This window comes from Escherichia marmotae (assembly GCF_002900365.1).
Classification (GTDB): domain Bacteria; phylum Pseudomonadota; class Gammaproteobacteria; order Enterobacterales; family Enterobacteriaceae; genus Escherichia; species Escherichia marmotae.
This window is the reverse complement of the sequence record NZ_CP025979.1, coordinates 1,386,260-1,405,126: the sequence shown is the minus strand read 5'-3', so window position 1 is coordinate 1,405,126 and position 18,867 is coordinate 1,386,260. Positions and strand designations below refer to the sequence as shown.

The window sequence follows — 18,867 nt, the reverse complement described above, 5'->3', positions numbered from 1 at the left end:
GCGCTGCCCATCTCCTGACTGACTGCAACAATTACGCCTACTGCGGTAGGCTCTTAGAGTAAAAGTGACGATATGAATTCTCTGTTTGCCAGTACGGCCCGTGGGCTGGAAGAGCTGTTAAAAACTGAACTGGAAAACCTGGGGGCCGTTGAATGCCAGGTGGTTCAGGGTGGGGTCCATTTCAAGGGCGACACGCGGCTTGTTTACCAGAGCCTGATGTGGAGCCGCCTGGCCTCGCGTATTATGTTGCCGCTGAGCGAGTGCAAGGTTTACAGCGATTTAGACCTCTATCTCGGTGTTCAGGCGATCAACTGGACAGAGATGTTTAATCCAGGCGCGACCTTCGTTGTTCACTTCAGCGGCTTGAATGACACCATCCGTAACAGCCAGTATGGCGCGATGAAAGTGAAAGATGCCATCGTTGATGCTTTCACGCGTAAGAATCTGCCGCGTCCGAATGTTGATCGCGATACGCCGGATATCCGCGTTAACGTCTGGCTGAATAAAGAAACCGCCAGCATTGCTCTCGACTTAAGCGGTGACGGTTTACATCTGCGTGGCTATCGCGATCGTGCGGGTATTGCGCCAATCAAAGAAACCCTGGCGGCGGCTATTGTAATGCGTTCCGGCTGGCAGCCGGGAACACCACTGCTCGATCCGATGTGTGGTTCCGGTACGTTGCTGATTGAAGCGGCGATGCTGGCGACCGATCGCGCACCGGGCTTGCACCGTGGGCGTTGGGGATTTAGCGGCTGGGCGCAGCACGACGAAGCCATCTGGCAGGAAGTAAAAGCTGAAGCACAGACCCGTGCCCGTAAAGGTCTGGCGGAATACAGCTCTCATTTTTACGGTTCCGACAGCGATGCGCGGGTGATTCAACGCGCACGCACTAACGCCCGCCTCGCCGGTATTGGCGAACTGATTACTTTTGAAGTGAAAGATGTCGCGCAACTGACCAATCCGCTGCCAAAAGGGCCGTACGGTACAGTACTGAGCAACCCGCCATATGGTGAACGTCTGGACAGCGAACCGGCGCTGATTGCGCTACATAGCCTGCTGGGTCGAACCATGAAAAACCAGTTTGGTGGCTGGAATCTCTCTTTATTCAGCGCTTCGCCGGATCTGTTAAGTTGCCTGCAACTGCGCGCAGACAAACAGTACAAAGCGAAAAACGGACCGCTGGACTGCGTGCAGAAAAATTACCACGTTGCCGAAAGTACTCCGGACAGCAAACCAGCGATGGTGGCGGAAGATTACGCTAACCGTCTGCGTAAAAACCTGAAAAAGTTCGAGAAGTGGGCACGCCAGGAAGGGATTGAATGTTATCGCCTGTATGACGCCGATTTGCCGGAATACAACGTTGCCGTTGACCGCTATGCTGACTGGGTGGTGGTGCAGGAGTATGCGCCGCCGAAAACGATTGATGCGCACAAAGCGCGTCAGCGCCTGTTCGATATTATCGCCGCGACCATTTCGGTATTGGGGATTGCGCCAAACAAACTAGTGCTGAAAACCCGTGAACGGCAGAAGGGTAAAAATCAGTATCAGAAACTGGGCGAAAAAGGCGAGTTTCTTGAAGTCACTGAATACAACGCTCACTTATGGGTGAATCTGACGGATTACCTCGATACTGGTCTGTTCCTCGATCACCGCATAGCACGCCGTATGCTCGGTCAAATGAGCAAAGGCAAAGATTTCCTCAACCTCTTCTCCTATACCGGTAGCGCCACCGTGCATGCGGGATTAGGCGGCGCACGCAGCACCACTACGGTGGATATGTCGCGTACGTATCTGGAGTGGGCAGAACGCAACCTGCGTCTGAATGGCTTAACTGGTCGTGCGCATCGACTGATTCAGGCCGATTGCCTGGCGTGGCTGCGTGAGGCTAATGAGCAGTTCGATCTAATCTTTATCGATCCGCCAACCTTCTCTAACTCAAAACGAATGGAAGATGCGTTTGATGTTCAGCGCGATCATCTGGCGCTGATGAAAGATCTGAAGCGTCTGCTGCGCGCAGGGGGGACGATTATGTTCTCAAACAACAAACGCGGTTTTCGTATGGATCTCGACGGACTGGCAAAACTGGGGCTGAAAGCACAAGAAATTACGCAAAAAACACTTTCCCAGGATTTTGCCCGTAACCGCCAGATCCACAACTGCTGGCTGATTACCGCAGCCTGAAAGGAATAGTAATGTCATTAATCAGTATGCATGGCGCATGGCTGTCGTTCAGCGACGCGCCACTTCTCGATAATGCAGAGCTGCATATCGAAGATAACGAACGTGTTTGTCTGGTGGGTCGTAATGGCGCGGGCAAATCGACGTTAATGAAGATCCTCAACCGTGAACAGGGGCTGGATGACGGTCGCATTATTTACGAGCAAGATTTAATCGTTGCTCGTCTGCAACAAGATCCGCCGCGTAACGTTGAGGGAAGCGTTTATGATTTCGTCGCTGAAGGTATTGAAGAACAAGCGGAATACCTGAAACGCTACCACGATATTTCACGCCTGGTGATGAATGACCCGAGCGAGAAAAATCTTAACGAACTGGCGAAAGTTCAGGAACAGCTTGATCACCATAACCTGTGGCAACTGGAAAACCGCATCAACGAAGTACTGGCACAATTGGGATTAGATCCCAATGCTGCGCTGTCGTCGCTTTCTGGCGGTTGGTTGCGTAAAGCGGCATTAGGACGTGCGCTGGTTAGCAATCCGCGCGTGTTACTGCTCGACGAACCGACCAACCATCTGGATATCGAAACTATCGACTGGTTGGAAGGTTTCCTCAAAACATTCAACGGGACGATAATTTTTATCTCCCACGATCGTTCATTTATTCGCAATATGGCGACGCGTATTGTCGACCTCGATCGCGGTAAGCTGGTGACCTATCCTGGGAATTACGACCAGTATTTACTGGAAAAAGAAGAAGCTCTGCGCGTGGAAGAACTACAAAATGCTGAGTTCGATCGCAAACTGGCACAGGAAGAGGTGTGGATCCGTCAGGGGATCAAAGCGCGTCGTACCCGTAATGAAGGTCGTGTACGTGCCCTGAAAGCGATGCGTCGTGAACGTAGCCAGCGCCGCGAGGTAATGGGCACAGCGAAGATGCAGGTCGAAGAGGCCAGCCGCTCCGGTAAAATCGTCTTTGAAATAGAAGATGTTTGCTATCAGGTTGAGGGCAAACAACTGGTGAAAGATTTTTCCGCTCAGGTGCAACGTGGCGACAAAATTGCGTTGATTGGCCCGAATGGTTGCGGAAAAACCACGTTGTTAAAACTGATGCTGGGGCAACTTCAGCCAGACAGCGGGCGCATCCATGTCGGGACGAAACTGGAGGTGGCTTATTTCGATCAGCATCGTGCGGAACTCGATCCCGATAAAACGGTGATGGATAACCTGGCAGAAGGTAAGCAAGAGGTGATGGTTAACGGTAAACCACGCCACGTGCTGGGCTATTTGCAGGACTTCCTGTTCCATCCGAAACGGGCGATGACGCCAGTACGTGCACTTTCTGGTGGGGAGCGTAACCGTCTGCTGCTGGCGCGTCTGTTCCTCAAACCAAGTAACTTACTGATCCTTGATGAACCGACCAACGACCTTGACGTCGAAACGCTGGAACTGCTTGAAGAACTCATCGACAGCTACCAGGGCACGGTGTTGCTGGTGAGCCACGATCGTCAGTTTGTCGATAACACCGTAACAGAATGCTGGATCTTTGAAGGTGAAGGTAAAATCGGTCGTTATGTTGGCGGTTATCACGACGCTCGCGGTCAGCAAGAACAGTATGTGGCGCTTAAGCAACCAGCGGTGAAGAAAACCGAAGAAGTGCCTGTGCCAAAAGCAGAAACTGTAAAACGCAGCACGAGCAAACTAAGCTATAAACTGCAGCGCGAACTGGAACAGCTCCCGCAATTACTTGAAGAGCTGGAAGCAAAGCTGGAAGCCTTACAGGCACAGGTGGCAGATGCCTCCTTCTTCAGTCAGTCTCATGAACATACGCAAAAAGTGCTTGCCGATCTGGCTGCTGCTGAGCAGGAGCTGGAACAAGCTTTTGAGCGTTGGGAGTATCTTGAAGCGTTGAAAAATGGTGGCTGATCGCAAAACAGTTGTTTGATATAGAGGCTGATGACAAAGATAAATTGCCTGATGCGCTACGCTTATCAGGCATGAGGGAAACCTCAATTTATTGGATTTGTACAATTTATCATGCCGGAAAAGGCGCTCGCGCCGCATCCGGCATGATAAACGAATACTTTGTCAGCAATCTGTAAAATAGCGCATCATTAAGGAGTACCAATGTGCGAACATCATCATGCCGCGAAGCATATTTTGTGCCCGCAGTGTGACATGCTGGTGGCGTTACCCCACCTTGAGCATGGTCAGAAAGCGGCATGTCCCCGGTGTGGCACGACGTTAACTGTTGCGTGGGATGCCCCACGTCAGCGCCCCACAGCATACGCGTTGGCTGCACTGTTTATGCTGTTGCTGTCCAACCTGTTTCCTTTTGTGAAAATGAACGTCGCCGGGGTAACCAGCGAAATTACGTTGCTGGAAATTCCTGGCGTGTTGTTTTCCGAAAACTATGCCAGCCTTGGCACTTTCTTTCTGTTATTTGTGCAACTGGTTCCTGCGTTTTGCCTGATAACTATTTTGTTATTGGTCAACCGCGCGGAATTGCCAGTTCGCCTGAAAGAGCACTTAGGACGGGTGCTTTTTCAACTTAAAACCTGGGGAATGGCGGAGATTTTCCTCGCTGGTGTACTGGTGAGTTTCGTTAAACTGATGGCTTATGGCAGCATTGGCGTAGGCAGCAGTTTTATTCCCTGGTGTTTGTTCTGTGTGCTTCAGTTGCGTGCCTTTCAGTGTGTCGATCGCCGTTGGTTATGGGATGATATTGCTCCTATGCCTGCGCTGAATCAGCCGCTGAAACCGGGGGTGACAGGTATTAACCAGGGGCTGCGCTCCTGTTCTTGTTGCACAGCAATCCTTCCTGCCGATGAACCGGTGTGCCCACGCTGTAGCACCAAAGGGTATGTTCGACGTAAAAACAGTCTGCAATGGACGCTGGCGTTGCTCGTTACGTCGATCATGCTGTATCTCCCTGCCAATATCTTGCCCATCATGGTGACCGATTTTTTAGGTTCAAAGATGCCGTCGACTATTCTCGCCGGGGTGATCTTGCTGTGGAGCGAAGGTTCTTATCCGGTCGCTGCGGTTATCTTTTTGGCCAGTATCATGGTTCCGACCTTAAAAATGATCGCCATTGGCTGGTTGTGCTGGGATGCCAAAGGACACGGCAAGCGTGACAGCGAAAGAATGCATTTGATTTACGAAGTTGTTGAGTTTGTAGGCCGCTGGTCAATGATTGACGTTTTCGTGATTGCGGTGCTCTCGGCGCTGGTGCGTATGGGAGGTTTAATGAGTATTTATCCGGCAATGGGTGCATTAATGTTTGCTTTAGTCGTCATTATGACAATGTTTTCTGCGATGACGTTTGACCCGCGTTTGTCGTGGGATCGTCAACCTGAACCAGAGCATGAGGAGTCCTGACAGTATGGAATCTAATAATGGGGAAGCCAAAATCCAGAAAGTGAAGAACTGGTCTCCCGTGTGGATATTTCCTATCGTCACGGCGCTTATAGGAGCGTGGGTTCTTTTTTATCATTACAGCCATCAGGGGCCGGAAGTGACCCTGATCACCGCGAATGCGGAAGGGATAGAAGGTGGCAAGACCACTATTAAAAGCCGTAGTGTTGATGTCGGCGTGGTTGAAAGCGCCACACTGGCTGATGATTTGACGCACGTTGAAATCAAAGCGCGTTTGAACGCAGGTATGGAAAAACTGCTGCATAAAGATACCGTTTTTTGGGTAGTAAAACCGCAGATTGGTCGCGAGGGCATTAGCGGCCTGGGGACTCTGCTGTCAGGGGTTTATATTGAGCTGCAGCCTGGGGCGAAAGGGGGCAAGCAGACGAGATACGATTTGCTTGATTCACCACCGCTGGCTCCGCCGGATGCTAAAGGGATTCGGGTGATACTCGACAGTAAAAAAGCCGGGCAACTTTCTCCGGGGGATCCGGTGTTATTCCGCGGCTTTCGGGTTGGCTCGGTGGAAACCAGCACGTTTGATACCCAAAAACGTAATATTAGTTACCAGCTCTTTGTTAACGCTCCTTACGACCGACTGGTGACCAGCAATGTTCGCTTCTGGAAGGACAGTGGCATTGCGGTTGATCTCACGTCGGCGGGAATGCGCGTGGAGATGGGTTCGTTGACAACGCTACTCAGCGGCGGCGTCAGCTTTGACGTGCCTGAAGGGCTGGATTTAGGGCAGCCTGTTGCACCGAAAACAGCATTCGTTTTGTATGACGATCAGAAGAGCATTCAGGATTCGCTGTACACCGATCACATTGATTATCTGATGTTCTTTAAAGATTCGGTACGCGGCCTGCAGCCTGGCGCACCAGTGGAATTTCGTGGTATTCGCCTGGGTACAGTCAGTAAGGTGCCTTTCTTTGCGCCGAATATGCGTCAGACATTTAATGATGATTACCGTATTCCGGTACTCATTCGCATTGAACCGGAACGACTGAAAATGCAGCTTGGCGAAAATGCGGATGTCGTTAAGCATCTCGGAGAGTTGTTGAAGCGTGGTTTACGTGGATCGCTGAAAACCGGAAATCTGGTTACTGGCGCACTCTATGTTGATCTCGATTTCTACCCGAATACGCCAGCGATAACTGGGATCCGAGAGTTTAATGGTTATCAGATTATCCCGACCGTTAGCGGCGGCCTGGCGCAAATCCAGCAGCGTCTGATGGAGGCGTTGGATAAGATCAACAAACTTCCGTTGAATCCGATGATTGAGCAGGCGACCAGCACGCTGTCGGAAAGCCAGCGCACGATGAAAAACCTGCAAACTACGCTGGATAGTATGAACAAGATTCTGGCCAGCCAGTCGATGCAGCAGTTGCCGACGGATATGCAGTCAACGTTGCGTGAGCTGAATCGCAGTATGCAGGGCTTCCAGCCTGGCTCCGCAGCTTACAACAAGATGGTGGCGGATATGCAGCGTCTTGATCAGGTCTTGCGTGAATTGCAACCAGTGCTGAAAACGCTCAATGAGAAGAGCAACGCGCTGGTATTTGAAGCGAAGGACAAAAAAGATCCAGAGCCGAAGAGGGCGAAACAATGAAAAAGTGGCTAGTGACGATCGCGGCACTGTGGCTGGCCGGATGCAGCTCCGGCGAAATTAATAAAAACTATTACCAGTTACCTGTTATGCAGAGCGGTACGCAAAGTACCGCCAGCCAGGGTAATCGCCTGTTATGGGTAGAGCAGGTCGCAGTTCCTGACTATCTGGCGGGGAATGGCGTGGTTTATCAAACCAGCGATGTGAAGTATGTGATTGCCAACAACAACCTGTGGGCCAGCCCACTAGATCAACAGTTGCGCAACACCCTGGTCGCCAACCTGAGTACGCAACTGCCCGGTTGGGTGGTTGCCTCCCAGCCTTTGGGAAGCGCCCAGAACACGCTCAACGTAACCGTAACTGAGTTTAACGGCCGCTATGATGGCAAGGTTATTGTCAGTGGCGAGTGGCTATTGAATCACCAGGGACAACTGATCAAACGGCCGTTCCGTCTGGAAGGGGTACAAAATCAGGATGGTTACGATGAAATGGTCAAAGTGCTGGCTAATGTCTGGAGTCAGGAAGCCGCTGCTATTGCGCAAGAGATAAAGCGTCTACCTTAATTATAAATATTTGTAAATATAACCGTCTCCGGCATGTTGCCAGAGGCGGTTTTTTTGTGCAATTCGCAGTAAAAAACTTGTTCCTCTTCACATTTTTTGTACAACCAACATGTCCGTGTGGCTCACAAATATGACAGTGGCGTGAATTTTGCGCATTGACGGCAGTTATGATTCGCGGTATTGCTTAACTGTGATTGCACATTTAGTAATCACTGTTTTCTTTTCCACCAGAAACCAGTATGAGGGAAACGAGGCATGAAGAGACAAAAACGAGATCGCCTGGAACGGGCACATCAACGTGGTTATCAGGCCGGCATCGCCGGACGCTCAAAAGAAATGTGTCCCTATCAGACGCTGAATCAAAGGTCAGAATGGCTGGGAGGCTGGCGAGAAGCCATGGCGGACAGGGTAGTTATGGCCTGATTCTGTCTCTTTAAAAAGAAACCTCCGCAATGCGGAGGTTTCGCCTTTTAATATGCAGCCTGATTTAAATCAGAATGCAGAAGTATCCTGGAACAGACCAACTTTCAGATCGCTGGCGGTGTAGATCAGACGACCATCAACCAGTACTTCGCCGTCTGCCAGACCCATGATCAAGCGACGGTTAACAATGCGTTTAAAGTGAATACGATAGGTCACTTTTTTTGCCGTAGGTAGAACCTGACCAGTGAATTTCACTTCGCCTACGCCCAGTGCGCGGCCTTTACCTTCGCCGCCCAGCCAGCCCAGGTAGAACCCTACCAACTGCCACATGGCATCCAGGCCCAGACATCCCGGCATTACCGGATCACCGATGAAGTGACAACCGAAGAACCACAGATCCGGGTTAATATCCAGTTCTGCTTCAACATACCCTTTGTCGAAGTTGCCACCGGTTTCGGTCATTTTGACCACCCGATCCATCATTAGCATGTTCGGCGCTGGCAATTGTGGGCCTTTTGCGCCAAACAGTTCACCGCGACCAGAGGCAAGAAGGTCTTCTTTTGTATAGGATTCGCGTTTATCTACCATGTTCTCTGTAAGCCTTATTTTATTGAAGCACGCAGGATAGCTAACACGTGTACGCTGAACAAGTCCGATCAGTTCGGAATAAACCAGTTCAGCCAACGTAATGGCCACGGAAAACGGTGACGACCTTCCTGTTGCGATGCTTGCGCAATACGCTCCTGTATGGTCTGCATCAACGTCGTCTGGCCTTCGCCATCCCACATCAGATTTAATAATAAAGGCAGTGCATCAGTGACATCGTCCACTGCCCAGATTGTGAATTTGCCTTCCTCAACCGCCTTCACCAGTTCGCTGTGAAGACTCAAATGGCGAACGTTAGCCGTAGGGATAATCACGCCTTGTTTACCACTTAACTCACGCTGTTGGCAGATAGCGAAGAAACCTTCAATTTTCTCATTTAAACCGCCGACTGGCTGGGCGCGACCGAATTGATCCACCGAACCTGTGATAGCGATACTCTGATTCACCGGTACATCGGCAAGGGCGCTTATCAGGGCGCAGAGTTCAGCCATTGAGGCGCTATCGCCATCCACTTCGCTATATGACTGCTCAAAAGTCAGTGATGCCGAGAAAGGGATCTGTTGCTCGAGCTGCAGTTCCGACATCAGGAACGCCTGCATGATCATCATCCCTTTAGCGTGTATGTTGCCGCCAAGCTCGGCTTTGCGTTCGATATCGGTAAATTCGCCGTCGCCTATATGCACAACACAGCTAATACGAGAAGGTTCGCCAAAAGCGCGCGGATGGCCCGGAAATTCGATAACCGAAAGAGCGTTAATCTGCCCAACGCGTTCACCTTCGGTTTCGATCAGGATCTGCTCCTGAAGGATCTCATCCTGCATCCGTTCGGCAAGGAATCCTTCGCGCCATTCCCGCTGTTGTAGCATCAAGTTTAGCTGCTCGCCGGTAAAGCTATCGCCTTCGCATAAGGATGCGACTTCTTTACACTGGCGCAGGATCCACTGCGGTCCAAGCGGCAGAGTTTCTTGATCACCTGTGTAGCGGGTGGCTTCGCGGATAAGCACAGGCCAGGCATCGGCACCAGGCGCAGGTAACTGGTTATGTCGGGCGATAAACGTAACCCACCGACACCACTGGCTTACTGATCCCGCATCGACAATCTGGAGGGTATCTTCAAATTCACTATAAATAGCCTGCTCAGACAGTTCCGGCTCCATCTCCTGAAAATCAGCCAATGACTCGCGTTCACCGACCAGAATGACTTTAAGCTTCAGCGGTATTGAAGGAACAGAGACAGGGAGGGGGCGCGACTCATCAAACGCTACCCAGTCAAAACGTTCGCGCTTGACGATATTTTTCAGCCGCATCCACAGCAGAGGTTGTGCCAGCAGTGTACGCAAGGAGATGATTAAAATACCGCCATTTGCCTGATGCACCAGCCCTGGTTGCAAGGTAATGTCGCCATTAAACTGGCGAAGGCAGCCAAAGAGTTGTTCCGCTTCCACCCAGTCAGCAATGACGACTTGCGTTAGTGTTGCGAAATTATCATTTGCGCTAACGGCGTTACGTAAGCGAATGGTGTGGCCGGAAATCTCATAGTGACCGCCCATCAGTTGGCCTGCATCGCTTTGTAGCGTGCTTGCGGCATCGGCAATGAAATTCAGATACTCGGACTCTTCCGGGGCTTTCGCCAGCATAAAAGAGGATGATGCTCGGGCGTGCAGTAACTGTTCCAGCGCAAATTGCAGCCGCGGTTGAATGTCACTGAATAAAGGCTCGTTTTCGTCAATCAAATGTGGCTGTGCAAATACTTCCTGATAGCTTTCGGTATCAGGGACTAAGTCACGCCATGCAAGTTTCGTAATGGTCAAAGTTGATGTTTTTTAGTCTGTTGTCAAAGATGCGATTATACCGTAACCGACACTTCAGCACACGTGGAAAGCGCTGACAAAAGACCAGGCATTCACGCTAAAGCATCACAGGATGCGAGATTCTTTTCATCACACAGTTAAAAAACTGATATTCTGTAAAGAGTTACAGGGTAACATTGAGATCGCTATGAAATATCAACAACTTGAAAATCTGGAAAGCGGTTGGAAATGGAAGTATCTGGTGAAGAAACACCGTGAAGGGGAGTTAATCACCCGTTACCTGGAAGCCAGTGCCGCCCAGGAAGCCGTTGACGTGTTGCTATCGCTGGAAAATGAACCCGTGCATGTTAATGGCTGGATTGAAAAGCATATGAATCCGGAGCTGGTCAATCGCATGAAGCAGACCATTCGGGCCAGACGGAAACGCCATTTTAATGCGGAACATCAGTACACACGTAAGAAATCAATTGATCTGGAATTTATTGTCTGGCAACGGCTGGCAGGTCTTGCGCAGCGTCGCGGTAAAACGCTTTCCGAAACGATTGTCCAGCTAATTGAAGATGCAGAAAACAAAGAAAAATATGCGAATAAAATGTCTTCTTTGAAGCAGGATTTGCAGGCCTTGCTGGGTAAGGAATAACTTGCAAAGATTATTTACTTTACTGAAGACGAAAAAAACCCCGCGTGAAGCGGGGTTTTTTATCAGACGAGAACTTAAGCCTGCGGCTGAGTTACAACGTCTTTGATACCTTTAACTTCGATCTCTACGCGACGATCCGGAGCCAGGCAGTCGATCAGTGCAGCGCGCTGTTTCACGTTGTCACAGGTGTTGCCGGTAACCGGGTTGGATTCGCCCATACCACGTGCAGAGATTTTGTCAGACGGGATACCTTTAGAGATCAGGTAATCAACGACGGACTGAGCACGACGCTCGGACAGAGCCTGGTTGTAAGCGTCAGAACCGATGCGGTCAGTGTAACCCAGAACAACTACGGAACCGTCTTTCGGATCCAGGTTGCTCAGTTGGCTGTACAGCTGATCCAGAGCAGCCTGACCTTCCGGTTTCAGGGTTGCTTTGTTGAAGTTGAACAGAACGTCAGACTTCAGAGTGAAGTGCTTGGTCTGTACTTCCGGTGCCGGAGCTGGAGCCGGAGCAACTACTGGAGCTGCTTCGCCCTGACCGAAACGGTAGGAAACACCCAGGCTCAGCAGGCCGTTGTCCGGACGAGTGCCGATGGTGTGTGCGTCACCGATGTTGTTGGTCCACTGGTATTCCAGACGGGTAGCGATTTCAGGAGTGATCGCGTACTCAACACCACCTGCGAATACCGGGGAAACGCCGGTGTCGTGGTCTTTATAGGATGCGCCACCAGGTACGTTAGCCTTGGTGTCCGCACGCCATACCATACCACCCAGACGAGTGTAGATGTCCAGATCGTCAGTGATTGGGTAACCCAGTTTAGCGGTCAGTTGAACGCCCTGAGCTTTGTATGCGCCATTGATGTTGTCGCCTTTGTACGGCATACGACCTAACCAGTCGTAACCCATTTCAAAGCCAACATACGGGTTAACCTGGTAACCACCAAAAGCACCTGCACCCAGTTGGTTTTCGTGGGTCGGACCATTGTTAGGAATGAAACCAGTGTCATGGTACTGGGACCAGCCCAGTTTAGCACCAGTGTACCAGGTGTTATCTTTCGGAGCGGCCTGCGCTACGGTAGCGAAACCAGCCAGTGCCACTGCAATCGCGATAGCTGTCTTTTTCATTTTTTGCGCCTCGTTATCATCCAAAATACGCCATGAATATCTCCAACGAGATAACACGGTTAAATCCTTCACCGGGGATCTGCTCAATATTAACTCTACCGATATCTTCGGCTTATGCCGAGCACCCCTGGCGATGTAAAGTCTACAACGTAGTTGAAAACTTACAAGTGTGAACTCCGTCAGGCATATGAAAAAAAAGATTTGTATAAGGTACGTTTAACCTTTTTTGTTAACGATAATTTACAGCATAAAATCGCGGAAACCGCTTCAGACAAGCCTCCGCAGGGAAAATGAGCCATGAGTGAAATCATCAGCCGGACGCTAAAAAAAGTTCCAGGATTAATCCTAAATTTACTTAATGATACAAATTAGAGTGAATTTTTAACCCGGAAAGTTGTCTCGTGGCGTGAGAGGATGCGCTTACTGGACGCATAATGAACCCCATTGCGTTACCTTCATTGGCGGCATCCACAAGTTCAGCATGTTCTTCTTCTGTCAGATCATCTGCTAACCAACCGATCACCACGCTGTAATTTCCTGTGCGTAATGCGCGAACCATTGATTCCACTGTGTGGCAAGGGGAAAGCTGGTTGATCTGCATCACTTTCGTTAAAGGTAGTCCAGCAGCCTGAACCCATTCACGACTCAATTTTTGTTGTGGCGTTAACCATAACTGCCAACGCGATTGTTGGCCGAGTTGTTGTAATAATGGCAAAAGCAAGAGTTGCGTCATCATGGGCTGATCTTCGCGATAGACAACTTCACTAATTAGCCCAGCTGTAGTGTTTTCCGTAGAGACACGCGCGATTTTGCTTGTTGCGGATGAGAACAACGAAGAACGATGTGCATAGCCTGAAGTGTACATAATCAATCCAGCCCTGTGAGTTACTGTATATATATACAGTACACTCGGTGACAACAAAGATCAACCCTATTTTCGGAAAGTGCCTCGCAAATATTGTCGTTGGTGGCTGGAAAACATAAATTAATCTTGCCCCTTGAGAATAAGTTGCCTATTTTCGTATTTAACGGATCCGTTAATGTGAATCATTCTTTTATATTATGATTTTAAAAGGAATTTTATGAAAAGCCTCTCCTATAAGCGGATCTATAAGTCACAGAAATACCTGGCAACGTTGGGCACAATTGAATACCGATCATTGTTTGGTAGTTACAGTCTGACCGTTGACGACACGGTATTTGCGGTAGTTTCTGATGGTGAGTTGTATCTTCGGGCTTGTGAGCAAAGCGCACAATACTGTGTAAAACATCCGCCAGTCTGGCTGACATATAAAAAGTGTGGACGGTTCGTTACTCTCAATTACTATCGGGTTGATGAAAGTTTATGGCGAAATCAACTGAAGCTGGTACGTCTGTCAAAATATTCTCTCGACGCAGCGCTTAAAGAGAAAACTACACGTAATACCCGGGAAAGACTGAAAGATTTGCCCAATATGTCTTTTCATCTGGAAGCTATTCTCGGGGAAGTGGGGATTAAGGATGTACGGGCGTTACGTATACTTGGGGCGAAAATGTGTTGGTTGCGGCTGCGGCAGCAAAATAGTCTGGTGACAGAAAAGATCTTGTTTATGCTTGAAGGCGCAATTATCGGTATTCATGAAGCAGCGCTCCCGGTGGCACGCCGCCAGGAGCTTGCTGAATGGGCTGATTCTATTACGCCAAAGCAGGATTTTCCTGCGGAACTTGAGTAATCCTGTGCTGCAGGCGGCCAATTTCTGGCAGTAATGCAATCAATAACCCGATTTGTTGTACAACTAGAGGCTCCTTGCTGTCTGCTCGCGGCTCAAGTTGCTGCATCCGTTGTTTCAGGCCTGCTAATGCCTGATTGACGCGTTCTTCATCGGCAGGTTGATGATGTAGCGCGTCATCAACGTAGCAAACAGCATCATCAAGAAACGCCAGAATTTCAGGATTAGTTAACTGCTCACGGTGTGCGCCGAGGGCTGAGATGTAGCTGGTGAATGTATGGTTGAGACACAGTAACCGGAACGCGTCTTCGCGAATTTGCGGTGTAACGTTCGGTTCGCTGGACATATTCGACACTACTGAAGCCAGCTCTGCATCGCGGTTGTGGGCATCGCGGCGGGCAATACGATACGCCAGACGGTTATCACGTCCCTGATGATATTGCTCGAGAATGGCATCGAGATAGCGGCAGTTGGCCTCGGTCGCGCGTTCAAGCATCCTGGGCAGATTGCGGAAACGCCAGTCTGGCCAGATGTAACTTACCGCTGCCCATGCTATGGCACACCCGATTAGCGTATCGATTACGCGTGGCAGCGCCACTTCAAAACCCTCACCCAGCAGATTGAAGCACAGCAGCACCAACAGCGTAATGAACATCGTTGCATGAGCGTATTGCACGTTACGGAAGGCGAAAAAGAGCACGCCGGTAATGACCAGGAGCACCAATTGCCCTTCCAGTGATGGAACAAACCACAGCACTGGAATACCAATCGCAATACCCACCAACGTACCAATAATCCTTAATTTCAGGCGGTGGCGCGTGGCGTTATAGTTTGGCTGGCAAACAAACAGGCTGGTCAGCAAGATCCAGTAACCGTGATGCATCCCGGTTATCTGAATGATGGCGTAGCCGACGCACAACACCAGTGACATCCTTACCGCGTGGCGGAAGAGGGCGGATTCCGGCGTAAAGTTACGGCTAAGGCGCAGCCAGATATCACTTAATCCGTGTGGGCTGTCGTCGGCAAGTTGGCTTTCAGTATCGTTATGCGGCATCGCCTGAGCTTGCTCTGATTCAATCGTCGCCAGTTGAGCATCAATGGCGCGTAAGTTTGTCAGCAGAAATCCCAACGTTTTTAGCAAATCAATCGGCGCACCGTTATCGCGCATTCGCTCAAGCGCTGCGTCAATGTGAGTGAAGGCGCGTTCAAAATGCGGGTCGTGTTGGTAAGGCTGACGCAGCAAAATACAGCGTGACAGTTGCTGGCAAGCTTGTCCCTGCATTGACATCAGCCGCTGGAAACGGAACAGCACGTCGCTGTGGCGAAAATGTTCCCGCAACGTTTGATATTGAATATGAGAAGAGCTGGCACGCTCGTGGATATCTTGCGCCACAAAGTAGTAATGTAATGTGCGACGCGTTCCCCGTTGACCACGATCGCCGCGTAAGCGAGTCAGCAATGAGAGCTTCGTCTGGTTCAGCGTCGCCATTAGTTGCCCGTTGGCGAGAGCCAGTTCGTAGAGCGGCGCCTGGCTTTCGTCTTCTATATCGGGATCGAACATGCGTGATTTCAGTTCCAGATAACGTGCCAGTTGTTCATAGCAACGCGCCAGATTGTCCTGCAATGGGCGGACAGGGAACAGCAGATGGCCGATAAGCGTCAGGATGTTGTACCAGACGGCTCCTGCAAGCAGATACATAGGCTGTTGATACCAGTGCTCATACAGAGATGTTCCCAGCATGGTGTAAATGGCTATCAACAACGCGCCAAAAGCGATAGTCGCGTAGCGTTGCCCCAGTCCGCCGAGCAAAATGAAGCCGCTGGTGGAGAGCGTTAAGCCAATGGCAAACAACCAGGGCCACGGGAACAACAGTTCTACCGAGGCCGAAGCGATAAAAAAGCAGAACAGCGTAATGATGAGGTTACGCAGACGTCCCGCCAGCCGGTCATCGAGATCGGTCAATGCCGCCGCAACCATTCCGAGTGTCAGCGGAATCGTCAGTTTTACATCACCCAGCCACCACGGAAACGCAGTAGTACCGCAAAGTGCGATAAAAATGCGGGCGTAATACAGCCAGGCGCTGTTCCAGGTATAGCGTTTGAGCAAAGGGCTTAGCATAAAGGCCATAAAATTAGATTATTCGAAACGGCGGCGCGCATTCGCTTCACGCGCAGCTTGAGCTGTTTCCACAGAAACTACGCGGCGACCTACCGGCCACAGTGCAATAGCGGCAATTTTAAAGTTCGCAATGCCGACAGGAATACCGATGATGGTGAGGCATTGCGCAATACCAGAAGCAATATGCATTAAGCATAACCACCAGCCGAAGAAAATCAGCCAGAAAATATTCAGTACGGTGCCGCCCGTGTTGAGCAACACATTTTTACCCGCCGGATTCAGTTCATCGACATGAATAGCTTCATTGCCGTAGGGCAACAACGAAAGTTTAGTGATTTCCCAGCAGGAACGAGTCAGCGGTAAGGTAAAAATCAGCACAATACTGACAAGGGTCGCTAACAACCAGGCCAGGGTAGTGGCGAATCCGCCCAGGACAAAGTTCAGAATGTTCAAAACGGTACGCATAAAACCTCGCTTTACTGTGGTTTTCAGTAATGGGCGGCAATTGTAACGTTTTTTTGGGCTGGAGCACGTTTTCTCTGACGGTTACACTGATAAGAAATAACATCGTGTGGATCTACAGAGACATGGAACTGAAAGCGACAACTCTTGGCAAGCGTCTGGCACAGCACCCTTACGATCGGGCGGTGATCCTCAATGCCGGGATAAAAGTTTCCGGCGATCGTCACGAATATCTCATTCCTTTCAATCAATTACTGGCGATTCACTGTAAGCGCGGTCTGGTGTGGGGCGAGCTGGAATTTGTGTTGCCTGATGAAAAAGTAGTGCGTCTGCACGGCACCGAATGGGCTGAGACACAGCGTTTTCACCATCATCTTGATGCTCACTGGCGGCGGTGGAGCGAGGAGATGAGCGAAATTGCGGCCGGCGTCTTACAGCAGCAACTCGATTTGATTGCCACGCGCACCGGCGACAATAAATGGCTGACGCGGGAGCAAACTTCTGGCGTACAGCAACAAATTCGCCAGGCTTTGTCGGCGTTACCGTTGCCGGTCAACCGGCTAGACGAATTCGATAACTGTCGTGAAGCGTGGCACAAATGTCAGGCCTGGCTGAAAGATATTGAAGGCAGTCGGTTGCAGCATAATCAGGCGTACACCGAAATCATGCTCAATAAGTATGCGGATTTTTTCCGTCAGGTTGAGTCTTCACCACTTAATCCGGCGCAGGCTCGTGCAGTTGTCAATGGCGAGCATTCGTTATTAGTACTTGCTGGCGCAGGAAGCGGAAAAACGTCCGTGCTGGTAGCGCGAGCCGGCTGGTTGCTGGCGCGCGGCGAAGCGTCTCCTGAGCAAATCTTATTGCTGGCGTTTGGCCGAAAAGCGGCTGAAGAGATGGATGAGCGTATTCGCGAACGGCTCCATACTGAAGACATTACCGCACGCACGTTTCATTCACTGGCGCTGCATATTATTCAGCAAGGTAGCAAAAAAGTACCGACAGTCAGCAACCTGGAAAATGATACTACTGCCCGTCATGAACTCTTTATTGCTGAGTGGCGCAAGCAATGCAGCGAGAAGAAAGCGCAGGCGAAGGGCTGGCGGCAATGGCTGACGGAAGAAATGCAGTGGTCAGTGCCAGAAGGTAACTTCTGGGATGATGAAAAATTGCAGCGTCGTCTCGCATCTCGCCTCGATCGCTGGGTAAACCTGATGCGGATGCACGGTGGTGCACAGGCTGAAATGATTGCCAGCGCGCCCGAGGAAATTCGTGACTTGTTCAGTAAACGCATCAAGTTGATGGCTCCCTTGTTGAAGGCGTGGAAAAGCGCACTGAAGGCGGAAAATGCCGTTGATTTTTCCGGTTTGATTCATCAGGCCATTGTAATCCTTGAGAAAGGCCGCTTTATCAGCCCGTGGAAACATATTCTGGTCGATGAGTTTCAGGATATCTCACCGCAGCGCGCCGCTTTGTTAGCGGCATTACGCAAGCAAAACAGTCAGACGACGTTGTTCGCCGTTGGCGATGATTGGCAGGCCATTTACCGCTTCAGCGGGGCGCAAATGTCGCTCACCACGGCTTTCCATGAAAACTTCGGTGAAGGCGATCGCTGTGATTTAGATACTACTTATCGTTTCAACAGCCGTATCGGGGAGGTGGCGAATCGCTTTATCCAGCAAAACCCCAGTCAACTGAAAAAGCCGCTAAACAGTTTAACCAATGGCGACAAAAAAGCCGTTACTCTGCTGGAAGAGAGCCAGCTTGATGCTTTGCTGGATAAACTGTCTGGTTATGCCAAACCGGAAGAGCGCATTCTGGTGCTGGCGCGTTACCATCATTTGAAACCCGTCAGTCTGGAAAAAGCGGCGACGCGCTGGCCGAAGTTGCAAATTGACTTTATGACGATTCATGCCAGCAAAGGGCAACAGGCGGATTACGTCATCATTGTTGGTTTGCAGGAGGGGAGTGATGGCTTCCCGGCTGCGGCGCGTGAGTCGATTATGGAAGAGGCGCTATTGCCGCCAGTGGAAGATTTCCCTGACGCCGAAGAACGGCGGTTAATGTACGTTGCGCTGACTCGTGCAAGGTATCGGGTATGGGCATTGTTCAACAAAGAGAATCCTTCTCCCTTTGTCGAAGTCCTGAAAAAACTGGATGTTCCGGTGGCGAGAAAACCGTAAGAAACAGGTGGCATTTGCCACCTGTGCAAT

General features: G+C 50.4%; 15 protein-coding genes. 9 read left to right on the top strand and 6 right to left on the bottom strand.

Features of this window, described 5'->3' with window-relative positions; genetic code table 11:
- Positions 1-72 precede the first annotated feature (72 nt).
- The 6 genes from rlmKL (at position 73) to rmf (ending at position 8,183) form a co-directional block, all read left to right on the top strand.
- Positions 73-2,181, top strand: a complete 2,109-nt coding sequence (gene rlmKL / locus C1192_RS07495; protein WP_038355284.1) for a bifunctional 23S rRNA (guanine(2069)-N(7))-methyltransferase RlmK/23S rRNA (guanine(2445)-N(2))-methyltransferase RlmL — start codon at positions 73-75, stop codon at positions 2,179-2,181.
- Between the two features lie 11 nt (positions 2,182-2,192).
- Entirely contained in the window at positions 2,193-4,100 is a 1,908-nt protein-coding gene (locus C1192_RS07490) for an ABC transporter ATP-binding protein (protein ID WP_000053064.1), read from the top strand.
- A 201-nt stretch (positions 4,101-4,301) separates the two neighbouring features.
- Positions 4,302-5,555: a membrane integrity-associated transporter subunit PqiA gene (gene pqiA, locus C1192_RS07485; RefSeq protein ID WP_000333137.1), complete on the top strand. Its 1,254-nt coding sequence runs from the start codon at positions 4,302-4,304 to the stop codon at positions 5,553-5,555.
- A 4-nt stretch (positions 5,556-5,559) separates the two neighbouring features.
- Complete coding sequence (gene pqiB, locus C1192_RS07480) at positions 5,560-7,200, top strand: intermembrane transport protein PqiB (RefSeq protein WP_000445524.1); 1,641 nt, start codon at positions 5,560-5,562, stop codon at positions 7,198-7,200.
- Positions 7,197-7,760 (top strand): membrane integrity-associated transporter subunit PqiC, encoded by a 564-nt coding sequence (gene pqiC / locus C1192_RS07475; protein ID WP_038355283.1) that lies wholly within the window; start codon positions 7,197-7,199, stop codon positions 7,758-7,760. Before pqiB ends, pqiC begins: the two co-directional genes overlap by 4 nt.
- Before the next feature lie 255 nt (positions 7,761-8,015).
- On the top strand, positions 8,016-8,183 hold the full coding sequence (gene rmf, locus C1192_RS07470) for a ribosome modulation factor (RefSeq protein ID WP_000828647.1): 168 nt from the start codon (positions 8,016-8,018) through the stop codon (positions 8,181-8,183).
- A 69-nt stretch (positions 8,184-8,252) separates the two neighbouring features.
- On the opposite strand, the gene fabA is transcribed toward rmf, so the two are convergent.
- Together fabA and C1192_RS07460 are read right to left on the bottom strand one after the other, a co-directional pair.
- Positions 8,253-8,771: a bifunctional 3-hydroxydecanoyl-ACP dehydratase/trans-2-decenoyl-ACP isomerase gene (gene fabA / locus C1192_RS07465; protein ID WP_000227927.1), complete on the bottom strand. Its 519-nt coding sequence runs from the start codon at positions 8,769-8,771 to the stop codon at positions 8,253-8,255.
- Positions 8,772-8,839: 68 nt separating this feature from the next.
- Entirely contained in the window at positions 8,840-10,600 is a 1,761-nt protein-coding gene (locus C1192_RS07460; RefSeq protein ID WP_000156540.1) for an AAA family ATPase, read from the bottom strand.
- Positions 10,601-10,787: 187 nt separating this feature from the next.
- Here C1192_RS07460 and matP point away from each other — a divergent pair, with 187 nt between their 5' ends.
- Positions 10,788-11,240 carry a macrodomain Ter protein MatP gene (gene matP, locus C1192_RS07455; RefSeq protein ID WP_001516131.1) on the top strand — a complete coding sequence of 151 codons (453 nt, stop codon included), beginning with the start codon at positions 10,788-10,790 and terminating at the stop codon, positions 11,238-11,240.
- A gap of 74 nt (positions 11,241-11,314) precedes the next feature.
- Here matP and ompA read toward each other — a convergent pair whose 3' ends face one another.
- Together ompA and sulA are read right to left on the bottom strand one after the other, a co-directional pair.
- Positions 11,315-12,367: a porin OmpA gene (ompA, locus tag C1192_RS07450; RefSeq protein WP_001516132.1), complete on the bottom strand. Its 1,053-nt coding sequence runs from the start codon at positions 12,365-12,367 to the stop codon at positions 11,315-11,317.
- 355 nt (positions 12,368-12,722) lie between these two features.
- Positions 12,723-13,232: an SOS-induced cell division inhibitor SulA gene (gene sulA, locus C1192_RS07445; RefSeq protein ID WP_000288698.1), complete on the bottom strand. Its 510-nt coding sequence runs from the start codon at positions 13,230-13,232 to the stop codon at positions 12,723-12,725.
- Positions 13,233-13,449: 217 nt separating this feature from the next.
- Between sulA and sxy the strand changes: the two genes are divergently transcribed.
- Positions 13,450-14,079, top strand: coding sequence for a CRP-S regulon transcriptional coactivator Sxy (gene sxy, locus C1192_RS07440; RefSeq protein ID WP_000839163.1), 630 nt, complete (start codon positions 13,450-13,452; stop codon positions 14,077-14,079).
- On the opposite strand, the gene yccS is transcribed toward sxy, so the two are convergent.
- Together yccS and C1192_RS07430 are read right to left on the bottom strand one after the other, a co-directional pair.
- Complete coding sequence (gene yccS / locus C1192_RS07435; protein WP_000875016.1) at positions 14,042-16,204, bottom strand: YccS family putative transporter; 2,163 nt, start codon at positions 16,202-16,204, stop codon at positions 14,042-14,044. The two genes, sxy and yccS, sit on opposite strands and share 38 nt — an antisense overlap.
- Before the next feature lie 9 nt (positions 16,205-16,213).
- The gene (locus C1192_RS07430) at positions 16,214-16,660 is read right to left on the bottom strand and encodes a YccF domain-containing protein (RefSeq protein ID WP_001261229.1); all 447 of its coding nucleotides are present in this window, start codon (positions 16,658-16,660) and stop codon (positions 16,214-16,216) included.
- 122 nt (positions 16,661-16,782) lie between these two features.
- Here C1192_RS07430 and helD point away from each other — a divergent pair, with 122 nt between their 5' ends.
- On the top strand, positions 16,783-18,837 hold the full coding sequence (helD, locus tag C1192_RS07425; RefSeq protein WP_001516134.1) for a DNA helicase IV: 2,055 nt from the start codon (positions 16,783-16,785) through the stop codon (positions 18,835-18,837).
- Positions 18,838-18,867 lie beyond the last annotated feature (30 nt).

What these genes read in the sequence shown, in the direction of transcription:
- pqiA (WP_000333137.1), top strand. Translation starts at nt 4,302, where the DNA reads ATGTGCGAACATCATCATGCCGCGAAGCATATTTTGTGCCCGCAGTGT.
- matP (WP_001516131.1), top strand. Translation starts at nt 10,788, where the DNA reads ATGAAATATCAACAACTTGAAAATCTGGAAAGCGGTTGGAAATGGAAG.
- sxy (WP_000839163.1), top strand. Translation starts at nt 13,450, where the DNA reads ATGAAAAGCCTCTCCTATAAGCGGATCTATAAGTCACAGAAATACCTG.
- ompA (WP_001516132.1), bottom strand. Translation starts at nt 12,367, where the DNA reads ATGAAAAAGACAGCTATCGCGATTGCAGTGGCACTGGCTGGTTTCGCT.
- rmf (WP_000828647.1), top strand. Translation starts at nt 8,016, where the DNA reads ATGAAGAGACAAAAACGAGATCGCCTGGAACGGGCACATCAACGTGGT.
- rlmKL (WP_038355284.1), top strand. Translation starts at nt 73, where the DNA reads ATGAATTCTCTGTTTGCCAGTACGGCCCGTGGGCTGGAAGAGCTGTTA.
- C1192_RS07430 (WP_001261229.1), bottom strand. Translation starts at nt 16,660, where the DNA reads ATGCGTACCGTTTTGAACATTCTGAACTTTGTCCTGGGCGGATTCGCC.
- sulA (WP_000288698.1), bottom strand. Translation starts at nt 13,232, where the DNA reads ATGTACACTTCAGGCTATGCACATCGTTCTTCGTTGTTCTCATCCGCA.
- pqiB (WP_000445524.1), top strand. Translation starts at nt 5,560, where the DNA reads ATGGAATCTAATAATGGGGAAGCCAAAATCCAGAAAGTGAAGAACTGG.
- C1192_RS07490 (WP_000053064.1), top strand. Translation starts at nt 2,193, where the DNA reads ATGTCATTAATCAGTATGCATGGCGCATGGCTGTCGTTCAGCGACGCG.
- helD (WP_001516134.1), top strand. Translation starts at nt 16,783, where the DNA reads ATGGAACTGAAAGCGACAACTCTTGGCAAGCGTCTGGCACAGCACCCT.
- yccS (WP_000875016.1), bottom strand. Translation starts at nt 16,204, where the DNA reads ATGGCCTTTATGCTAAGCCCTTTGCTCAAACGCTATACCTGGAACAGC.
- fabA (WP_000227927.1), bottom strand. Translation starts at nt 8,771, where the DNA reads ATGGTAGATAAACGCGAATCCTATACAAAAGAAGACCTTCTTGCCTCT.
- pqiC (WP_038355283.1), top strand. Translation starts at nt 7,197, where the DNA reads ATGAAAAAGTGGCTAGTGACGATCGCGGCACTGTGGCTGGCCGGATGC.